Source organism: Bifidobacterium goeldii (assembly GCF_003951095.1).
Classification (GTDB): Bacteria; Actinomycetota; Actinomycetes; order Actinomycetales; family Bifidobacteriaceae; genus Bifidobacterium; species Bifidobacterium goeldii.
Genome location: NZ_QXGL01000006.1, coordinates 18,226 through 35,293 on the forward strand (window position 1 = coordinate 18,226; position 17,068 = coordinate 35,293).

15 protein-coding genes are annotated in these 17,068 nt (G+C 54.8%); 2 read left to right on the top strand and 13 right to left on the bottom strand.

What is annotated here, in order from left to right:
* Nucleotides 1-94 precede the first annotated feature (94 nt).
* From D2E25_RS08515 to D2E25_RS10810, 10 genes are all read right to left on the bottom strand, one after another.
* Nucleotides 95-907, bottom strand: a complete 813-nt coding sequence (locus D2E25_RS08515; RefSeq protein ID WP_125981818.1) for an amino acid ABC transporter ATP-binding protein — start codon at nucleotides 905-907, stop codon at nucleotides 95-97.
* Between the two features lie 19 nt (nucleotides 908-926).
* A complete protein-coding gene (locus D2E25_RS08520; RefSeq protein ID WP_125981820.1) occupies nucleotides 927-1,910 on the bottom strand; it encodes an amino acid ABC transporter permease in 984 nt (327 codons plus the stop codon).
* A gap of 164 nt (nucleotides 1,911-2,074) precedes the next feature.
* Complete coding sequence (locus tag D2E25_RS08525) at nucleotides 2,075-3,004, bottom strand: ABC transporter substrate-binding protein (RefSeq protein WP_125981822.1); 930 nt, start codon at nucleotides 3,002-3,004, stop codon at nucleotides 2,075-2,077.
* Between the two features lie 116 nt (nucleotides 3,005-3,120).
* Nucleotides 3,121-4,068: an ABC transporter substrate-binding protein gene (locus D2E25_RS08530; RefSeq protein WP_125981825.1), complete on the bottom strand. Its 948-nt coding sequence runs from the start codon at nucleotides 4,066-4,068 to the stop codon at nucleotides 3,121-3,123.
* A 232-nt stretch (nucleotides 4,069-4,300) separates the two neighbouring features.
* A complete protein-coding gene (smpB, locus tag D2E25_RS08535) occupies nucleotides 4,301-4,783 on the bottom strand; it encodes an SsrA-binding protein SmpB (protein ID WP_125981827.1) in 483 nt (160 codons plus the stop codon).
* 35 nt (nucleotides 4,784-4,818) lie between these two features.
* On the bottom strand, nucleotides 4,819-6,258 hold the full coding sequence (locus D2E25_RS08540) for a CHAP domain-containing protein (RefSeq protein WP_125981829.1): 1,440 nt from the start codon (nucleotides 6,256-6,258) through the stop codon (nucleotides 4,819-4,821).
* Between the two features lie 98 nt (nucleotides 6,259-6,356).
* Entirely contained in the window at nucleotides 6,357-7,280 is a 924-nt protein-coding gene (gene ftsX / locus D2E25_RS08545) for a permease-like cell division protein FtsX (protein ID WP_125981831.1), read from the bottom strand.
* The gene (ftsE, locus tag D2E25_RS08550) at nucleotides 7,280-8,677 is read right to left on the bottom strand and encodes a cell division ATP-binding protein FtsE (protein ID WP_125981833.1); all 1,398 of its coding nucleotides are present in this window, start codon (nucleotides 8,675-8,677) and stop codon (nucleotides 7,280-7,282) included. The genes ftsX and ftsE overlap by 1 nt, the downstream gene beginning before the upstream one ends.
* A 63-nt stretch (nucleotides 8,678-8,740) precedes the next feature.
* Nucleotides 8,741-9,877: a peptide chain release factor 2 gene (gene prfB / locus D2E25_RS08555; protein ID WP_125981835.1), complete on the bottom strand. Its 1,137-nt coding sequence runs from the start codon at nucleotides 9,875-9,877 to the stop codon at nucleotides 8,741-8,743.
* A gap of 123 nt (nucleotides 9,878-10,000) precedes the next feature.
* Nucleotides 10,001-10,132: a hypothetical protein gene (locus D2E25_RS10810; protein WP_277599953.1), complete on the bottom strand. Its 132-nt coding sequence runs from the start codon at nucleotides 10,130-10,132 to the stop codon at nucleotides 10,001-10,003.
* 199 nt (nucleotides 10,133-10,331) lie between these two features.
* On the opposite strand from D2E25_RS10810, the gene dapD reads away from it, so the two are divergent.
* Nucleotides 10,332-11,351, top strand: a complete 1,020-nt coding sequence (dapD, locus tag D2E25_RS08560) for a 2,3,4,5-tetrahydropyridine-2,6-dicarboxylate N-succinyltransferase (protein WP_125981837.1) — start codon at nucleotides 10,332-10,334, stop codon at nucleotides 11,349-11,351.
* Nucleotides 11,352-11,420: 69 nt separating this feature from the next.
* On the opposite strand, the gene D2E25_RS08565 is transcribed toward dapD, so the two are convergent.
* From D2E25_RS08565 to D2E25_RS08575, 3 genes are all read right to left on the bottom strand, one after another.
* The gene (locus D2E25_RS08565) at nucleotides 11,421-12,713 is read right to left on the bottom strand and encodes a citrate synthase (RefSeq protein WP_125981839.1); all 1,293 of its coding nucleotides are present in this window, start codon (nucleotides 12,711-12,713) and stop codon (nucleotides 11,421-11,423) included.
* Between the two features lie 165 nt (nucleotides 12,714-12,878).
* Nucleotides 12,879-13,655, bottom strand: coding sequence for a type I methionyl aminopeptidase (map, locus tag D2E25_RS08570; RefSeq protein WP_125981841.1), 777 nt, complete (start codon nucleotides 13,653-13,655; stop codon nucleotides 12,879-12,881).
* 135 nt (nucleotides 13,656-13,790) lie between these two features.
* On the bottom strand, nucleotides 13,791-14,615 hold the full coding sequence (locus D2E25_RS08575; protein ID WP_125981843.1) for an HdeD family acid-resistance protein: 825 nt from the start codon (nucleotides 14,613-14,615) through the stop codon (nucleotides 13,791-13,793).
* 240 nt (nucleotides 14,616-14,855) lie between these two features.
* Between D2E25_RS08575 and D2E25_RS08580 the strand changes: the two genes are divergently transcribed.
* Nucleotides 14,856-16,946, top strand: coding sequence for a M13 family metallopeptidase (locus D2E25_RS08580; RefSeq protein ID WP_420897344.1), 2,091 nt, complete (start codon nucleotides 14,856-14,858; stop codon nucleotides 16,944-16,946).
* The last annotated feature ends 122 nt before the right edge of the window (nucleotides 16,947-17,068 follow it).

Genomic DNA, 17,068 nt, shown 5'->3' on the forward strand with positions numbered 1-17,068 from the left:
GGAGATCATCCTAGAGAATGCTAATGATGATCTACCAGCCCTGCTTTATTGCTCTGCTGCTTTCCTATCGCCAGTCACTACTGTTGATTAATGATTACAGCACGTGTTGCAAGAAGTCTTTGAATCGTGGTTCGCTCGGATGATCAATAATCTCTGGGCCGCCTGCTTCTACAACCACGCCACCATCCATAAAGACCACTTGGTCAGCGACTTCGCGCGCGAAACCGATCTCGTGCGTGACGACGATCATCGTCATGCCTTCGCGTGCAAGCGAAAGCATCACGCCCAGCACTTCGCCTACGAGTTCAGGATCCAACGCGGATGTTGGCTCGTCAAACAGCATGATTTCGGGTTTCATCGCAAGCGCACGCGCGATGGCAACACGCTGCTGCTGGCCGCCAGACAGTTCAGACGGGTAGTAGTCGAGTCGCTCCCCGAGCCCAACACGATTCAGTTCCATGGTTGCCAGTTCGCGCGCATCAGACTTGCTCATGTGCTTCACGTGTACGGGTGCTTCCATCACGTTTTCAATAGCGGTCATGTGCGGGAACAGGTTGAAACGTTGGAACACCATGCCGAGTTTGGAGCGTTGCGCTGCTACAGCCTTATCGTCGAGCGTTTGCAGAATCTCATGGCCGTCCGCATCAGTTTTACCAGTGCGCTTGTAGCCGATGAGTTCGCCGTCAACTTCAATTTCGCCGCCGGTAAGCGTTTCAAGCTGGTTGATCAGGCGCAGGAACGTGGATTTGCCGGAGCCGGAGGGGCCAAGAATCACGGTTACCGTGCCGGGCATTACCGTCAGGTCAACGCCTTTGAGCACATGCAGTGAGCCAAACGCCTTGTGTACGCCGGTTGCTTTGACTGCCGGCGTAAGCCCGCTGTTCGCGAGTTTTGTAGTGTCAGCCATTGATACTTCCTCTCCCCGCTCACGCAGTCATACCGGTAAATCCGGCTTCGTTGATCTTGTTGACGTTGTCTTTTGGCTCGCCATCAGTTTTACCTGGCAGCGGCGGCTGCTTGCCACGAGTGCCCATTGCGCGCGCGTCGAAGCCCTTACCGAAATGCTTCTCAATACGCGACTGGATGATCATCAGAATCGAGGTGATGAGCAGGTACCAGAAGCAGGCTACGAGCAACAGCGGAATCGGCTTGTAAATGCGATTAGCGATCGCACCAGTAGCGAACTGCAGTTCGAGCGTGAAGGGAACGGCAGTAACCAGGGACGTGGTTTTCAGCATGCCGATGGTCTCATTGCCGGTGGGAGGAATGATAATGCGCATGGCTTGCGGCAGGATAATACGTCGCATGATGAGCGAGCGCTTCATGCCGAGTGCTTTTGCAGCCTCGGTTTGACCGGGGTCGACTGCTTCAAGACCTGCGCGCACAATTTCAGACAGGTAGGCAGCTTCGTTGAGTGCCAAGCCAATCCATGCAGCGTTGAACGCAGTGATAACATCCTGTGAGCTCACGCTCCAGAATGAAATGTCAGTAAATGGAATGCCGATGCTCAGTCGCGGAATGAGCACGGCAAACAGGCCCCAGAATACGAGCTGCGTGTATACAGGGGTTCCGCGGAAGAACCAAATGAAGAACCAGCTGACACCGCGCAATACTGGGTTAATGGATTTGCGCATAATGGCGAGGATGACTGACAGTATGATCGCTAGCACCATTGAGATAACAGTGAGTTCAAGTGTGTAGCGTATGCCTTCGAGTACGTTCTCGTTGAACAGGTACTTCCAGACGACCGGCCATTCGAGACGCGGATTGGTGATCATGCCTTGGATGAGCATTGCCGCGAGCAACACCACAATAACCGCAGCCACGATTGGGCCAGGTCGCTTGACTGGCAGCGCGTGAATGCGATTAGGGATGTTCAGCCCGTCACCGTCAGCTTGTTTTTTCGCCATATGTTTTCAGTCCTTATACCATGTCTCGGCTCCTCAGCTGAGGAGACTGTCAGCGCAGCTGACTGGGGGTGTCAACAACTATGAAACGTTCAGAACCGTTGACTACCCCTCAGTCTCACTTCGTTCGACAGCTCCCCTAGCAAGGGGAGCCGAGATAAACGGAATTACGCCAGATCAGTCGGGTTGATTTCAGCCTTGTCGATAGCACCGGATTCCACGCCCCAATGCTTGAGGATCTTGCCGTACGTGCCATCGTCCATGAGCTCCTGCACGGCAGCCTGGATGAACTTATCCATCTGCTCGTCGCCCTTCTTAATGGCCACACCCTGCTTGGCAGTGCCTTCAACATCGCCGAGCATTTCCAGTTCGCCACCGGTCTGCGAAATTGCGTAACCGCCAACCGGCGAGTCAGCGTAGAACACGTCAGCCTTACCGGTTACTACGCTGGTAGCAGCATCGGTCTGCAGCTTGGTAGACAGCACTTCGACTGCATCCTTACCATCAGCCTTGCACTGCTTGGCCGCATTGTTGGCTTCTTCTTCCTGCACGGTACCGGTCTGCACGGCGATTTTCAGACCGCACAGATTTGAGGTATCAACCTTGTTCGGATTGCCCTTCTTGACTACCCAGCTGGAGCCGGCACGGTAGTAGCTGACGAAGTCAACTGCGTCCAAGCGTTCCTCGGTGATGGTCATTGCAGTAATGCCCAGATCGTATTTCGAGCCGACAGACGGCACAATGGAATCGAACGTGGAGGAGATAATGTCAGTTTTGACGCCGGCAAGCTTGCCGATTGCGGTTGCAATGTCAACATCGTAGCCGACAGGCGTCTTGCCATCTTCTGCAAGGAATTCAGCCGGCGCATACGACAATTCCATACCGACGGTGAGCTTGCCAGCATCTTTCACTGAGCTTGGCAGCAGGGCCGCGATATCATCGTTGGTCTTGACGCTGCTCAGATCGTAGCCTTCTGTAGCGTTTGCAGCCTGACCGTTATCGTCAGTCGTGGTATCAGTAGTGCCACAAGCAGCAACGCTGAACAGCAGTGCAGCGCTCAGTGTCAACGCAGCCGCGCTTTTCAATGATTTGAACATGATGAGTCCTCTCCGTTCTCTCGGTTCTCGTTCCGTTTACCGAGTATACAGAGAGGACGAGTTTTTCCTGTTACGAGGCAGTCAGCTCCCCCTACTGCATGAAGCTGACGCAATGGTTATTCGACAGTCGGGTTGATTTCAGCCTTGTCGAGCGCACCGGATTCCACACCCCACGTGGAGAGAATCTTGTCGTACGTGCCATCGTCCATCAGCTTTTGGATGGCTTTCTGTACAGCTTGTGCAGTGGCAGAATCACCCTTCTTAATAGCTACTGCTTCTGGGGTCACGCCAGTATCATCGCCCAAGGTTTCCAACGTGTCACCGGTCTGCGAGATGGCGTAACCGGCAACTGGTGAATCCGCATAGAAGATTGATGCTTTGCCGGAAGCAACAGCAGTAGTCACGTCCGTTTGCAGTTTCGATGACTGGATGTCGATTGCATCTTTGCCATCAGCTTTGCACTGTTCGTTGGCTTTGTTGACTTCTTCTTCCTGCGTAGTGCCAGTTTGTACGGCAACTTTTACGCCGCACAAGTTTGACGTATCCACGTTATCGGGATTGCCTTTGCGCACTACCCAGGTGGATCCGGCTTTGAAATACGTGACAAAATCAACAGCATCCATGCGTTCGGGGGTAACAGTGAACGATGAAATGCCAATATCGTATTTGGAGCCGACAGAAGGAATAATCGAGTCGAACGTGGATGAGATTGTTTCTTCCTTGAGTCCGAATACCGCGGCTATTGCTTTCGACAAGTCAACGTCGAAGCCAACCGCTGTTTTGCCATCTTCAGCCAAAAACTCTGCGGGCGCATACGATGTGTCGGTGCCAACAGTGAGCGTGCCGTCTCCTGCTACCGAATCAGGCAGGAGCGCTGCGATCGCATCGTCTTTCTTGATGCTGCTCGTGTCAAAACCTTTGGTAGATGACGAAGTAGATGAATTGCCATCTGCGGACGAATTGGAATCCCCTTCATCAGTAGTGCCGCAGGCGGCGAATGACATGATCATAGCGGCACTGAGCGCAGCCGCAGTCGCGCAACGTATTCCCTTGCTGTAAGACATCGGATTTCCTCTCTCCAGAATGTGTCGACCGGCGGGTATATTTCCGGCTAATTGTGGAGAGTAGGTTCGTCATGCTACGGGAGCGTAAAACTACGGTTTTTTGTTCGCTACGTGGACATGTGCTCGTAAGATTTGCGTTCCCGATCATGTTCTGCTGTTGCACATGAGTCAGGCAAACTGCATTGTCTGCCTGACTCATTGTGGTGTTTAGCGCGCTGTGTAATCGCACTGTTTAGCGCGAACGCATGTTGCGGTAGCGCATAACGCGTAGCGCTTCACGCTTGTCTTGTTCTTCGCGCAGTGCCTGGCGCTTATCAAATTCGCGTTTGCCTCGCGCGAGAGCAATTTCTGCTTTGGCTCGGCCGTCTTTGTTGAAATAGAGGCTCAAGGGGACGATAGTGTAACCTTTTGCCTCGGTTTGGCGTGCCAGTTTCGCAATCTGCGCTGCGTGGAGCAGTAGTTTGCGCTTGCGCTTAGGCGCATGATTGTTCCATGTCCCGTTGAGATATTCGGGAATGTTCGCGCCTTCGAGCCAGATTTCGCCACGGCGATCGATAGAAACGAACGCTTCAGACAGTGATGCGCGGCCTTCACGGAGTGATTTCACTTCCGTGCCAGTCAGCGCCATGCCTGCCTCATAGGTGTCTTCGATAATGTAATCGTGGCGTGCCCTACGATTTTGGGCGATCAGTCCTGTTCCTTGTTGTTTTGCCATATCTTCCCTGATGTGTGTGATCGGCGATATTGCGATCAGTAGTGCACGTATTCGTAGTTGCTCGCGTTGTACACGGTCATCCAGTGAGCGTTACCTTGCCAGATGGAACCGCATTCGGAGATGAATACAGAACCGTCCGCGTTCACTCGTTCGACGACGGCGACGTGACCGTAGATCGGACTGTGACCGAGCTGACCGGCTTTGAAGACCATTGCTGCGCCAACGTGCGGTGTGCGGTTGACCAGGTAGCCGAGCTTACGACCGCTGTTTGCCCAATCCTGACCGTTGCCCATGTATGAGCCGGTAGGCAGATGGTAATAGTACACGCGGCGACGGTAGGCGTACCACGTGCACTGGCTCCACGGGTAGGCGCTGCCGCCAACCGTGTTGCCAGTGGGGTGGCCGTAGCAGTACGCCATGCCCTCATAGCAGTTACCCGGCACGTCGTAGTTCATGCCGTTTGCATTGCCGGAACCGCCAGCTTGGCTGCCACCAGCGTTGCCAGCATTGCCAGCATTTGAACTGCTGTTATTCGATGAGCTGTTCGATGAGGATCCGCTGCTGCTGCCTGCCGATGAGCTGCCGCCAGTCTGCTGTGCGCCACCAGTGCTCGCGTCCGCTTTGCCGGTATTGTTTTGCGCGCTCCACGCATCGATTTCCGCCTTCATCGACACGAGTTCGGCTGCTTCTTTCGCAGACTGCGTGGTGAGTGCGTTTTTCTGCGATTCCAACTGGCTACGCGCAGCGGTACTCTCATCGCGCAACGTTTGCAGTTCTTGCTGCTTGGCGGCAGCGGCGTTAGCGGCCTGCTGTGCGCTTGCAGCCTGCTCATCTGCCTGCACTTTCAGCTGAGTGATTTCATCTTCGATAGCGCTCAAACGCTGCTTGCGGTTCATTGACGTGTTCAAGCTAGTAGCAGCATCATTGGCCGCATTCGCTTCGCTTCGGGTAACCGCTGCTTCAGACTGCATTTTGTTAACGAAATCTTCCGTAGTGGTTGCGTTTGTGACCACATCCATAACGTTCGAAGCGTCAGAGCCGTGGAAGCTTTCACGTGCCAACTGGGCGACAGCATCCTTCGCATCATCGTAATCTGCACCAGTTTGCTTGATTTTTTCTTCCAACGAAGTTTTATCGTTCTTCGCTGCTTCAAGTCGTGCTGCGGTTGCTTCCGCGAGGCTTTTTGCCTGTTCTGCTTTCTGCGCTGCTTCCTGCGCTGCCTGTTCAGCTGCAGGGATCTGGTTTTCGGTCAGATCGTTGAGCTTCACAATAAGATCAGCGAGTTTAGAGTCCACGCCAGCAAGCTGTGCTTTGAGATTGTTATGATTCTGCACTTTCTGCTGGTATTCGCTCATGCTAGGAACAGCTTGTGCGCTTGAGGGCGTAGCCGCCGTAATTGTGCCAAATCCAAATGCCGTGGCAGCCGCCAGCATTAGAGCGGTGAACGCACGTGCGCGTTTCGCCATCCTCTTCATATGTTGTTCCCAGCCTTCCTTGAAGCACAGTATGTGTGGCATTGTAACGAACGAATCTGAAAGCGATGCGCCATTGGCGAACGGCTTAGCGGCGAATCTCACACTTTCAGATAACGACGCAGTGAAATTGCCGAAGCAATCGCAGAAAGAATCATTGCGCCGCCAATAAGAGCCGGAGCTGTCAACCAAACAGTTGCTTGCGTAATGAACGGCATCCAGCGGACACTACCGGCCAACCAGTCGGTAATAAACACTTTGACGATTGCGCTCAACGCGCCAACTGCCAGCGCCGATCCAAGGAACGAAGCAATTACACCTTCAAGAATGAAGGGCAGTCGAATCGTCCAATTCGAGGCACCGACGAGTCGCATGATTTCTGTTTCGTTTTTACGCGACGCAGCGCTCATGCGAATTGTGGTAGCCGTAAGCATGATGGCTACCACGATCATTACTGCTGCGAGTACAACCGTCACCACGGTAGCGCGATTCAGCACAGCGAACACGGGGTCGAAAATCTGCCGCTGATCAACAACCTCTTCAACACCAGTGCGCCCGCTCAATACTTCAGAAACCACCTGATATTTCGTTGGATCTTTAAGCTTCAAACGCAACGAATCCTGCATATCAGAGGCAGTAAGCGTACGGCCTTGATACACACCGTTCGGATACTGCTTGAGGAACGTGTTTTTGAAGAAGTCCTCGCGGTTCACATACGTGATCTTCGATACGTCACCGCCGAGCTCATTGTTAATCACATCTTCAAGCTCGAGGATTTCCTGCTGCGTTGGCGCCTTGCCAGTAGAGCAGGTAGCGGCTTGACTGGTACCGTCAGGGCACAGCCACACCACAACCTCAACCTTGTCGTACCAATCGCCCTTAGCTTTAGTGATCTGCGCCTGCAGCAGCGCGGACGCGCCAATAAACACGAAGGAAATGAACGTGACGAGCATTACCGAAACGATCATCGATACGTTGCGGCGCAAACTGGTCCATGTTTCAGAAAGAATGAACCGAATTCTCATCACTGATGCTCCTGTGTGGTCGTGCTCGTTGCCTCATGTTCGCTATGCTGCTGTTCGTTCTTTGCGGCAGCTGGAGGGGCTGGTGGTGCGGGCGGCATTGGCGGGCTCGGAGGCATTGCGCTAGCGCTCTCTGCCTCGGTTTCAGCAGCCTCAGTAGTTTCAGCGTTCTCAGCAGCAGGCTCAGATGCTGCAACCGGCTCGCTCAGCTCTTCAGCGTCGCCAGTTTCGTCAGCTGGTTTACGCTCATCAATCGTGGCGGAGTCACGGTTCTCGGTGGAATCATGGTTCTCCGCAGGCGCTTCGGACTGTTCAGCTTGCGCGTCCGGCGTTGCTGCTTCGGCCTGCGATTGTGCTGCGGCCTCAGCTTCTTGGCGAGCTAACTGTTCGAGATCCAAGCCCTTACCCCACGTCAGCGTATCTTCAACTGACTGGAACGCTTCACCATATCGGCCGGTACGGCCCGAATGTACCGACTGCGCAAGGCGGGCAATACCCTCATTGCGCACATCGCCATCAACAGCCTGCGCAACCATACGCACGCCTTCGACAGCGCCTTCCTCGCCCTTCGCTTCAATGGTCGTCACCTCAACAGATTCAACCGCTGCATGCTTCGGGCGGAAACGCTCATGCTCATCGCTACTGTCAGCAGCAACCCCGCTCAACGCCTGATGCGCCTTCGAAGCTACCTCACTATCGGGGAAGAACTCTGCAGAATCATAGGAACCTTGAGCCTCATCACGCACAATCTTGCCAGAGTGTAATTCAACAACGCGCTTGCGCATCGAATTAACAATCTCCTCATTGTGCGTCGCCATCACAATCGTGGTACCAGTGCGGTTAATCGCATCCAACACTTCCATAATGCCCAGCGAAGTCGTCGGATCCAAGTTACCGGTAGGCTCATCAGCCAGCAGAATCTGCGGATGATTCACATACGCGCGAGCAATAGCCACACGCTGCTGCTCACCACCCGACAGCTCATGCGGATAGTTGCCTTCCTTGCCGGTCAGGCCAACCGTTTGCAACACCTGAGGCACGAGTGACTTAATCGCCGAACGACGCGTGCCAATCACTTCAAGCGCGAATGCCACATTCTGCCACACGGTTTTGTTTGCCAGCAGCTTGTAATCCTGGAACACAAAACCGATCGAACGGCGATACTGCGGCACCTGACGATTGGTCAGGCGGCGCAGATCGTTACCCGCCACACGGATTTCACCATCGGTGGCTTCTTCTTCACGCAGCAGCAGGCTCAGCAGCGTTGTCTTGCCGGAGCCGGACGCGCCCACCAAAAAGACGAAGTCACCGCGGTCAATATGCAGGTTGACATCATCCAAGGCTGGGCGCGTACCGCGCGGATAGACCTTGCTCACATGATCCAACGAAATGAGTGCCATGTCGCTTTCCTTTGATCCCTTCAGGCCCCCTATGCCGCCGGGAGCCGCTGCGACTACTCAGACTTACTTAGCCGCTTCAGCCTCGGCAGCAGCCTGACGGCGCTGCTCGTGACGCCAGCGAATGCCAGCCTCAATGAACGCGTCAATATCGCCATCGAACACAGCCTGCGTCTGGCTTGTCTCGTAACCGGTGCGCAAGTCCTTCACCATCTGGTACGGGTGCAGCACGTACGAGCGCATCTGGTCACCCCAGCTGGCCTTAATATCGCCGGCGATTTCCTTCTTCTTCTTGGCCTCTTCTTCGTGGCGCAGCACGAGCAGTCGAGACTGAAGCACTGCCATAGCGGCAGCACGATTCTGAATCTGCGAGCGCTCATCCTGCATCGTCACGACAATGCCGGTCGGAAGGTGGGTAATGCGCACTGCGGAGTACGTAGTGTTCACGCCCTGACCGCCAGGACCAGAGGAGCAGTACGTATCGATACGGATATCAGTGTCCGGAATATCAATGTGATCGGTCGCCTCAACGAGCGGCACCACTTCGACCGCTGCGAAGCTGGTCTGGCGGCGGCCCTGGTTATCGAACGGGGAGATACGCACGAGGCGGTGCGTACCGCCTTCAACCGACAGGCGGCCGAACGCGTACGGTGCATCTACCTGGAAGGTCGCAGACTTAATGCCAGCTTCTTCCGCGTACGAGGTGTCCATTACCTTGGCCTTGTAGCCGTTGCGCTCCGCCCAACGCAGGTACATGCGCAGCAGCATCTGCGCAAAATCAGCTGCGTCCACGCCGCCCGCACCGGAACGAATCGTCACAACTGCGGAACGCTCATCGTATTCGCCGTCGAGCAGCGTCTGGATTTCCATGTCGTCAAGATCTTGCTGAATCTTACCGATTTCACTTTGTGCTTCAGCAAGCGAGTCAGCATCTTCCATCTCACGACCAAGTTCAACCAGCGTTTCTACATCATCAATGCGCTGGTTCGCGGAGGTAAGGCGACGAAGCTGAGCCTGCGCGGCCGACAGCTTGCTCGTGATCTTCTGCGCGTTTTCAGGATCATCCCACAAGCCAGGCTCTGCAGCCTTTGCTTCAAGATCCTTGATATCTGCCTTCAGACGATCCATGTCCAATGCTTTAGCAATGGATTCATATTTGGCGCGTGCGTCGCCAATTGCTTGGTTATAGTCAAATTCTGCCATCGTTAACCACCATAATTGTCGTTGACTGTAAGTCCGGTCTGTTTACGTTCGTCTGCTTCGAATGCGCACAACATATGCGTGTCGAACGCATATCCCCCATTGGGCATGCGCGGGCAAGGTGCGTCAAAGACCTGCGTAGATTGCCGGAATAACAAGACTCAGCAGCATGGCAGCAGCGACAACAATGCACACCGCGCGCATGATATTGCGGCGGCGACGCTCTCGCTGTTCCCGTTCGGTCTTGTATTCGTTCACAATCCGCCATTGTAACGACTCGCCCGGATTTTGCGCTCTGCGCGTTACGAGCCGGAGCGTTGCTGGCGCACGCGATGGCATACAGGCGTAATTTTCCATCCCGTGAGGAGTCAATGGCACACGGGCGTACTCTCCCCTATGCTTAAGAAGAATATGGGTGTCGACGATAACGCCGATGCCAAACGATAAGGAGCATTCAATGGCAAACGAACGCACCGCATGGGGTTGGGGTCTAGCGTCTGTAGACGCTGCCGGCACCACGCTGGATGTCTGGTATCCGCAGCTCGCCCTCGGTGAAGCACCCGCCGACGCAGACCGCCCGAATCACAACTTCGGAGCACTGGTACATGAAGAAGCCGATGCGCGCGGCGTCAAGCGCATTCCCGTATTCACTGTCAGTGATCTCGATGCCCCCATTGCTAGTGCAGCTGACGCGTACCTGCGTCTGCACTTGCTGAGCATGCGACTGGCGAAGCCGAATACGCTCAACCTCGACGGTATTTTTGCGCAGCTTGCCAACGTTGTGTGGACCAACTACGGCCCATTCGCTGTTGAAGACTTCGCGTTGCGTAAGATCGATCTCGAATCCGCAGCAATCACCGCCGCTGACGCGTTCGCCGCACAAGTCGGCCTGCCGCATGCAGCCCCCGCCGCACTGGTCAACGTGCTCTCCGTTGACAAATTCCCGCGCATGATCGACTACGTCACCCCCACCGGCGTGCGTATCGGCGACGCTGACCGCGTTCGTCTCGGCGCGCACTTGGCGGAAGGCACCACTGTTATGCACGCAGGCTTCGTCAACTTCAACGCCGGCACGCTCGGCGTCTCCATGGTTGAGGGGCGCGTTTCACAAGGCGTTGTTGTTGGCAACGGCTCCGATATCGGTGGCGGCGCATCCATCATGGGCACTCTGTCCGGCGGCGGCAAGCTGCGCAACTCGATCGGCGAACACTCGCTGCTCGGCGCTAACGCAGGCATCGGTATCTCGCTCGGCGATAACTGCGTCGTCGAAGCAGGCCTATACGTGACCGCCGGCACCAAGGTCACCATCTACGACAAGGCCAAGGTTGCGGCAGGCGAGCCGCTTGACGTGGTCAAGGGCGCGGATCTGAGCGGCAAAGACAACATTCTGTTCATCCGTAACTCGGTCAACGGACGCATCGAAGCGCGTTACCGCAAGACCGGCATCGAACTCAACGAAAAGCTGCACAAAAACTGATTTCCTCAATATGTTCCCGGGCATACTGCCATTTCTAGCCGGAAAACCGGCAGTATGCCCGGGGAATGTTTAGCGCTCGTCGAGCGGAATGTAGTCACGCTCGGTTTCGCCGGTGTACACCTGACGCGGGCGGCCAATCTTCGTATTCGGGTCAGCGAGCATCTCGCGATACTGTGCAATCCAGCCAGGAATACGGCCCAACGCAAACAGCGTAGTAAACATTGCCGGATCAAAGCCGATCGCGCGGTAAATCAAACCAGTATAGAAGTCCACGTTCGGGTACAGGTGACGAGAGACGAAATACTCGTCATGCAACGCAATGTCTTCCAGCTCAATTGCCACATCAAACAATGCACGCTCATCCGGCGGCAACTTCGACGTATCCTCACGCTCCATAATCTTCTCAAGATACGTCTTCGCAATCGCCGCACGCGGGTCATACGACTTGTACACGCGGTGGCCCAATCCAGAAATACGGTGACCATTCGCCGTAGCATCATCAACAAACTCGCGCACTGTTTTACCAGAATCGCGAATCGCTTTCAGCTGGCGCAACACCGCCTCATTCGCACCACCGTGCAACGGGCCAGACAACGCGTTAATACCAGCAGCCACTGCAGAATACAGGTTCGCATGAGCTGAACCTGCGATACGAACTACTGACGTCGAGCAATTCTGCTCATGGTCCGCGTGAATAATCAGCAAACGTCCAAGCGCATGCACATAGAGCGAATCTGACTCAAACGGCTCATACGGTACCGCGAAGCACATGCGCAGGAAATCATCAACATAACCGCGCGCATAATCCGGATACAGCATCGGCTCATCATGGCGACGGCGGAAAATGTACGACACAATCGTGCGCACCTTCGCCATAATGATTTTGGCAGCCTCATCCAACTGGTCAGGATCGTTAATATCCGTCGTATCCGGGTAGAACGCGGCAAGCGCATTCACTGCGGAAGCCAGTACGCTCATCGGGTGAGCGGAACGCGGGAACGAGCCCATAAAGGTACGGAAATCCTCGCCCACCATGGTTTTATGGTTGATATCTGAGCAGAACTGCTCGTACTCAGCCTTGCTGGGCAATTCACCGTGACGCAGCAGCCACGCTACCTCAAGAAAATCAGACTGTTCGCACAGCTGCTCGATTGGGTAGCCGCGATAGCGCAGAATCGAATTGTTGCCATCAATAAACGTGATTTTCGACTCGCATTGGGCGGTCGTGAGGAATCCAGGATCGAGCGTCACCCAACCGTCGTTGCGCAGCTTCGAGACGACGATACCGTCTGGGCCAGCCGAGGCTTTGACAACCGGCAGAGTGTACTTACTCGAATCCACATGAAGCTCAGCCGTCGCCATCCGTACCCCTTTTCGCATCCATTTTGCCGGCATTCATACCGACCGCGTAATGGACCACACTATATTGCCCACATGTTTCCTTCAAAAACGGCGCTCCGACACGTGGACATGCCACACGTCGGAGCGCCGAATATTGAACGCGATTACAGAACGATTATCGCGCTACTAATCGCGCACGGTGAGGATAACCGGACCGTCCTCAGTAATAGCGATAGTATGCTCGCTGTGAGCGCCGCGCGAGCCATCGGACGAGCGCAGCGTCCAACCGTCCTTGGAATCCTGGTAGATTTCGTCCGTAGTCTTCAAGAACCACGGTTCGATTGCGATTACCAAGCCCGGGCGCAGCTTATACCCATGGTTTGCGCGGCCGTCGTTCGGCACGTGCGGATCGCCATGCATAATGTGGCCAACGCCGTGACCGCCGAATTCGAGGTTAATCGGATAACCGTATTCGCGAGCAATATCGCCGATCGTGGACGAAACGTCGCCCAAACGGTTACCCGGCTGTGCAGCTTCAATACCAGCGGCGAGCGCTTCCTCAGTGCACTTAATCAAACGCAGATCGCTTGGATCCTGATCCTTGCCAACAACAAAGCTGATTGCAGAGTCACCCACCCAGCCGTTCACGCTGACTGCGAGGTCGAGGCTGATGAGATCGCCATCCTTGAGGTTGTAATCGTACGGTACGCCGTGCAGCACAGCATCATTGACGGACGTGCAAATGTAGTGCGCGAACGGGCCAGTGCCGAAGTCAGGAGCGTAATCCACGTAGCAGGATTCCGCACCCTTGCGATCGACGATCTTCTTGTGCACGTACTCGTCGATTTCGAGCAGGTTGGTGCCAACCTTGGTCATGTCTTTCAGTTCACGAAGAATCTCGCCGACGAAACGACCAGCCGGCTTCATCTCTTCAATTTCCTTGGGTGTCTTGAGTTCGATCATGCCGCCCAGCCTACTCAGGGTGCACTACTTATGTGCCATGCGTTTGCGTTATCTGCGTACAACGCAAGTGGGTGGCATGCGCAACACTCTGCGTATGCCACCCACTAATACGTATACCACGAACTCAGGTTGCGGCTACTTGCGCGGTTTGCCAAACATGAACGCGCGCACAATAGCAGAAACGCCCATGACGATGAGTGCGCAGCCGCCGAAGATCACCAAGAACAGCATTGAAGAGACTGGTGAGACGAGGACGACAATGCCTGCGATAATCGAGACGATTGCGTAGAGCACGGCCCACCCGGAGCTTGGCAAACGCCATGATTCAGCGAGTGCCATCACGCCTTCCATAATCCAACCGAGACCGACGATAAGCGTGACGAATACCGCGATACTCTGGCCGGAGAGCGCTGCGTTTTTCAGCATGACAACGCCGCCGACTGCCAGCATGATGCCGATCAGAATATCAAGCACACGCCACCCGGCTGGCAATCCTAGTGTGACGATTGCTGAAACAATACGAATAACGCCGGTGACCACAAAATAAATGCCGATGGCTACTGCGAATACGGTTAGTGTTTTACCCGGCCAGATGAGCAGTGCAAGACCGAGGATGAGAGCCGCAACGCCAACAATGCCGTAGATGGCACGTACCGCGTTTTTTGCCGGCTGTGGCAGCATTTCTTCGATGAGTTTAAATGGGCTGAAGTTCTGCCAATCATATGGATTGTTCTGGCTGTTTTGGCCGTTTGCTCCATAGGCAGGCTGGTACGCGTAAGGCTGACCATATGGTTGTTCGCCTTGCGGACCTTGCGCATACTGCTGATTTGACTGCTGATTCGCCTGCTGCTGGTTAGGTGCGCCGCCGTAGGGATAGTTTTGGCTGTTCGGCTGGCCTTGCGGCGCATAGGCTCCATACTGTGGCTGATCGTTACGATCGTCTGCGTTTGGATCGCTCATGGTATACCTCCTGCGGCGTACGTGCGAGCGCGTACGCGAATGGTTCCGCGATGACAACAATCATTATTCTAGACAAGTTGTCTAATTCATGCTTTAGGCAAAAACAGCTCAATCGTCGGTCATTACGGCGCTGATTGTCTATCAAATCGTTATGAGTGCGCGCGCAAATCTGCGCTTGTACACTGATCCAAACATCGCTGCACGGCCAAATCATCACTGCGGTCAGCGAACGCGGATAGTATGGCAGCTATGACCACAGCTTTGACTTCCGGCATTGACCCGGCATCGTTCTCCTCCGTCATCAATCCCGCCAATGATCTGTTCCGTTTCGCAAACGGCCCGTGGATCGACACGTACCGACTGCCTGATGATAAGGCTCGCTACGGTTCGTTCGATAAGCTGGCCGAGGACGCCGAAAATCAGATTCACGAAATTCTCGAAGACGACGACTGCCCTGCCGTCAAGTCGCGCACACTCTACCGTTCATTCACGGACACTGATGCGATTGAAGCAGCTGGCGTTGAACCCATTAAGCCGTCGCTGCACGCTATTGATAATGCTGCCGACAAGGCAGCCCTCACTCGCGTAATCGGCTCGCTCAAGCCAACCGATGCCGGCCCGGATGTTTTCGGCATCGCTATCTATGGCGACCCGAAGAACCCAGATATCAACGTTGTACACGTTGAGCAGGCTGGCATTAATCTGCCTGACGAGGCGTACTATCGCGAGGATCATTACGCGCCCATCCGCGATGCCTACGTGAACATGGTTGCCACGCTGCTGCGTAAGGCTGGATATGGCGATGAGGCGTCTGCACGCGAGCAGGCAGCTCGCTTCCTTGAGGTTGAGACGCGTATCGCTGCTTGCCACTGGGACAATGTGGCTACGCGCGATTCGGTCAAAACCTATAATCCAACCGATTATGCGACACTGCGCAATCAGCTGGCTCATTTCGACGTTGATGCTTGGGCTCATGCTTGGCAGGAAGCCTACGACAAGACTACGGCTGCTGCCGCTCAGCCAGTCGATATGGTTGGCGCTCTGCAGCATACGATTGTGCATGAGCCGAGCTTCTTGACTGGGTTTGATGCGTTCTGGCAGGCTGCCGAGCTTGACGATTTGAAGCTGTGGGCGCGCGTACACGTGATTATTGACGCGGCTAGCTTCTTAAGCCGTGAATTTGATACCACGTACTTTGACTTCTACGGCAAAACGCTGTCCGGCACGCGCCAGCAGCGTGACCGTTGGAAGCGCGGCGTCAGCTTGGTGAACAGCATCTGCGGTGAAGATGTCGGCCGTGAGTATGTGCGCCGTCATTTCCCCGAAAGCTCTAAGCAGCGTATGGAGCAGCTTGTCGCTAACCTTATTGACGCGTATCGCGTGTCGATTTCCACCAGCGACTGGCTGAGTGAGGAAACGAAGGCGAAGGCACTGGACAAGCTGAGCAAGTTCACGCCAATGATCGGTTACACCGAGCACTGGCGTGATTACACTGCTTTGGACGTGCGCGCCGACGCTTCACTGGTGGAAAACATGGCTGCCGCTTCACTGTACGAGTGGGGTTATCAGCTCGCTAAGGTCAACAAGCCGGTGGATCGTGGCGAATGGCTGATGAATCCGCAGACGGTGAATGCTTACTACGAGCCAAGCATGAACGTTATCGTGTTCCCTGCCGCTATTTTGCAGCCTCCGTTCTTTGATCCGAATGCTGAGGATGCTGCTAACTATGGTGGTATTGGCGCGGTGATCGGCCATGAGATTGGTCATGGTTTTGACGATCAGGGTAGCCAGTATGACGGTGACGGCAAGCTCAATAATTGGTGGACTGATGAGGATCGTCAGCGTTTCGAACAGCGTACGAAGGCGCTGATTGCTCAGTATGATGCGTTTGTGCCAACGCAGTTGGCTGAAAAGTATGCTGACGAACCTGACAAGGCGCCTCACGTCAACGGCGCATTGACGATCGGCGAGAATATCGGTGATCTGGGTGGCGTGAACATCGCGCTCAAAGCGTACGCGTTCGCGCTGGATGAGGCTGCCGGCCGCAGCAAGGATGGTTCGCCTGCAGGTATCGAAGCTGCTCTGGAACAGGCTCCGACGATGGATGGTTACACCGGCTTGCAGCGCTTCTTCTTAAGCTACGCGTCAATCTGGCGTTCGAAGAACCGTGATGAGCTTGCTGAGAAGTTCCTAGCGATCGACCCGCACTCCCCTGCGGAATGCCGCACTAACGGTATTGTGCGCAATGTTGACTTGTTCTACAAGGCGTTCAACGTTACCGAAAACAACGATATGTGGCTCGCTCCTGATCAGCGCGTGCGTATCTGGTAATCGATTGTCACAAACGCTCTCGTGAATCCTCTACCCGCCCCAGCTTGTGCTCGGGGCGGGTATTTCATATGTTGCATGGTTGCCAAACATCTGCCAAACATCAACATAAGCCACATACCATG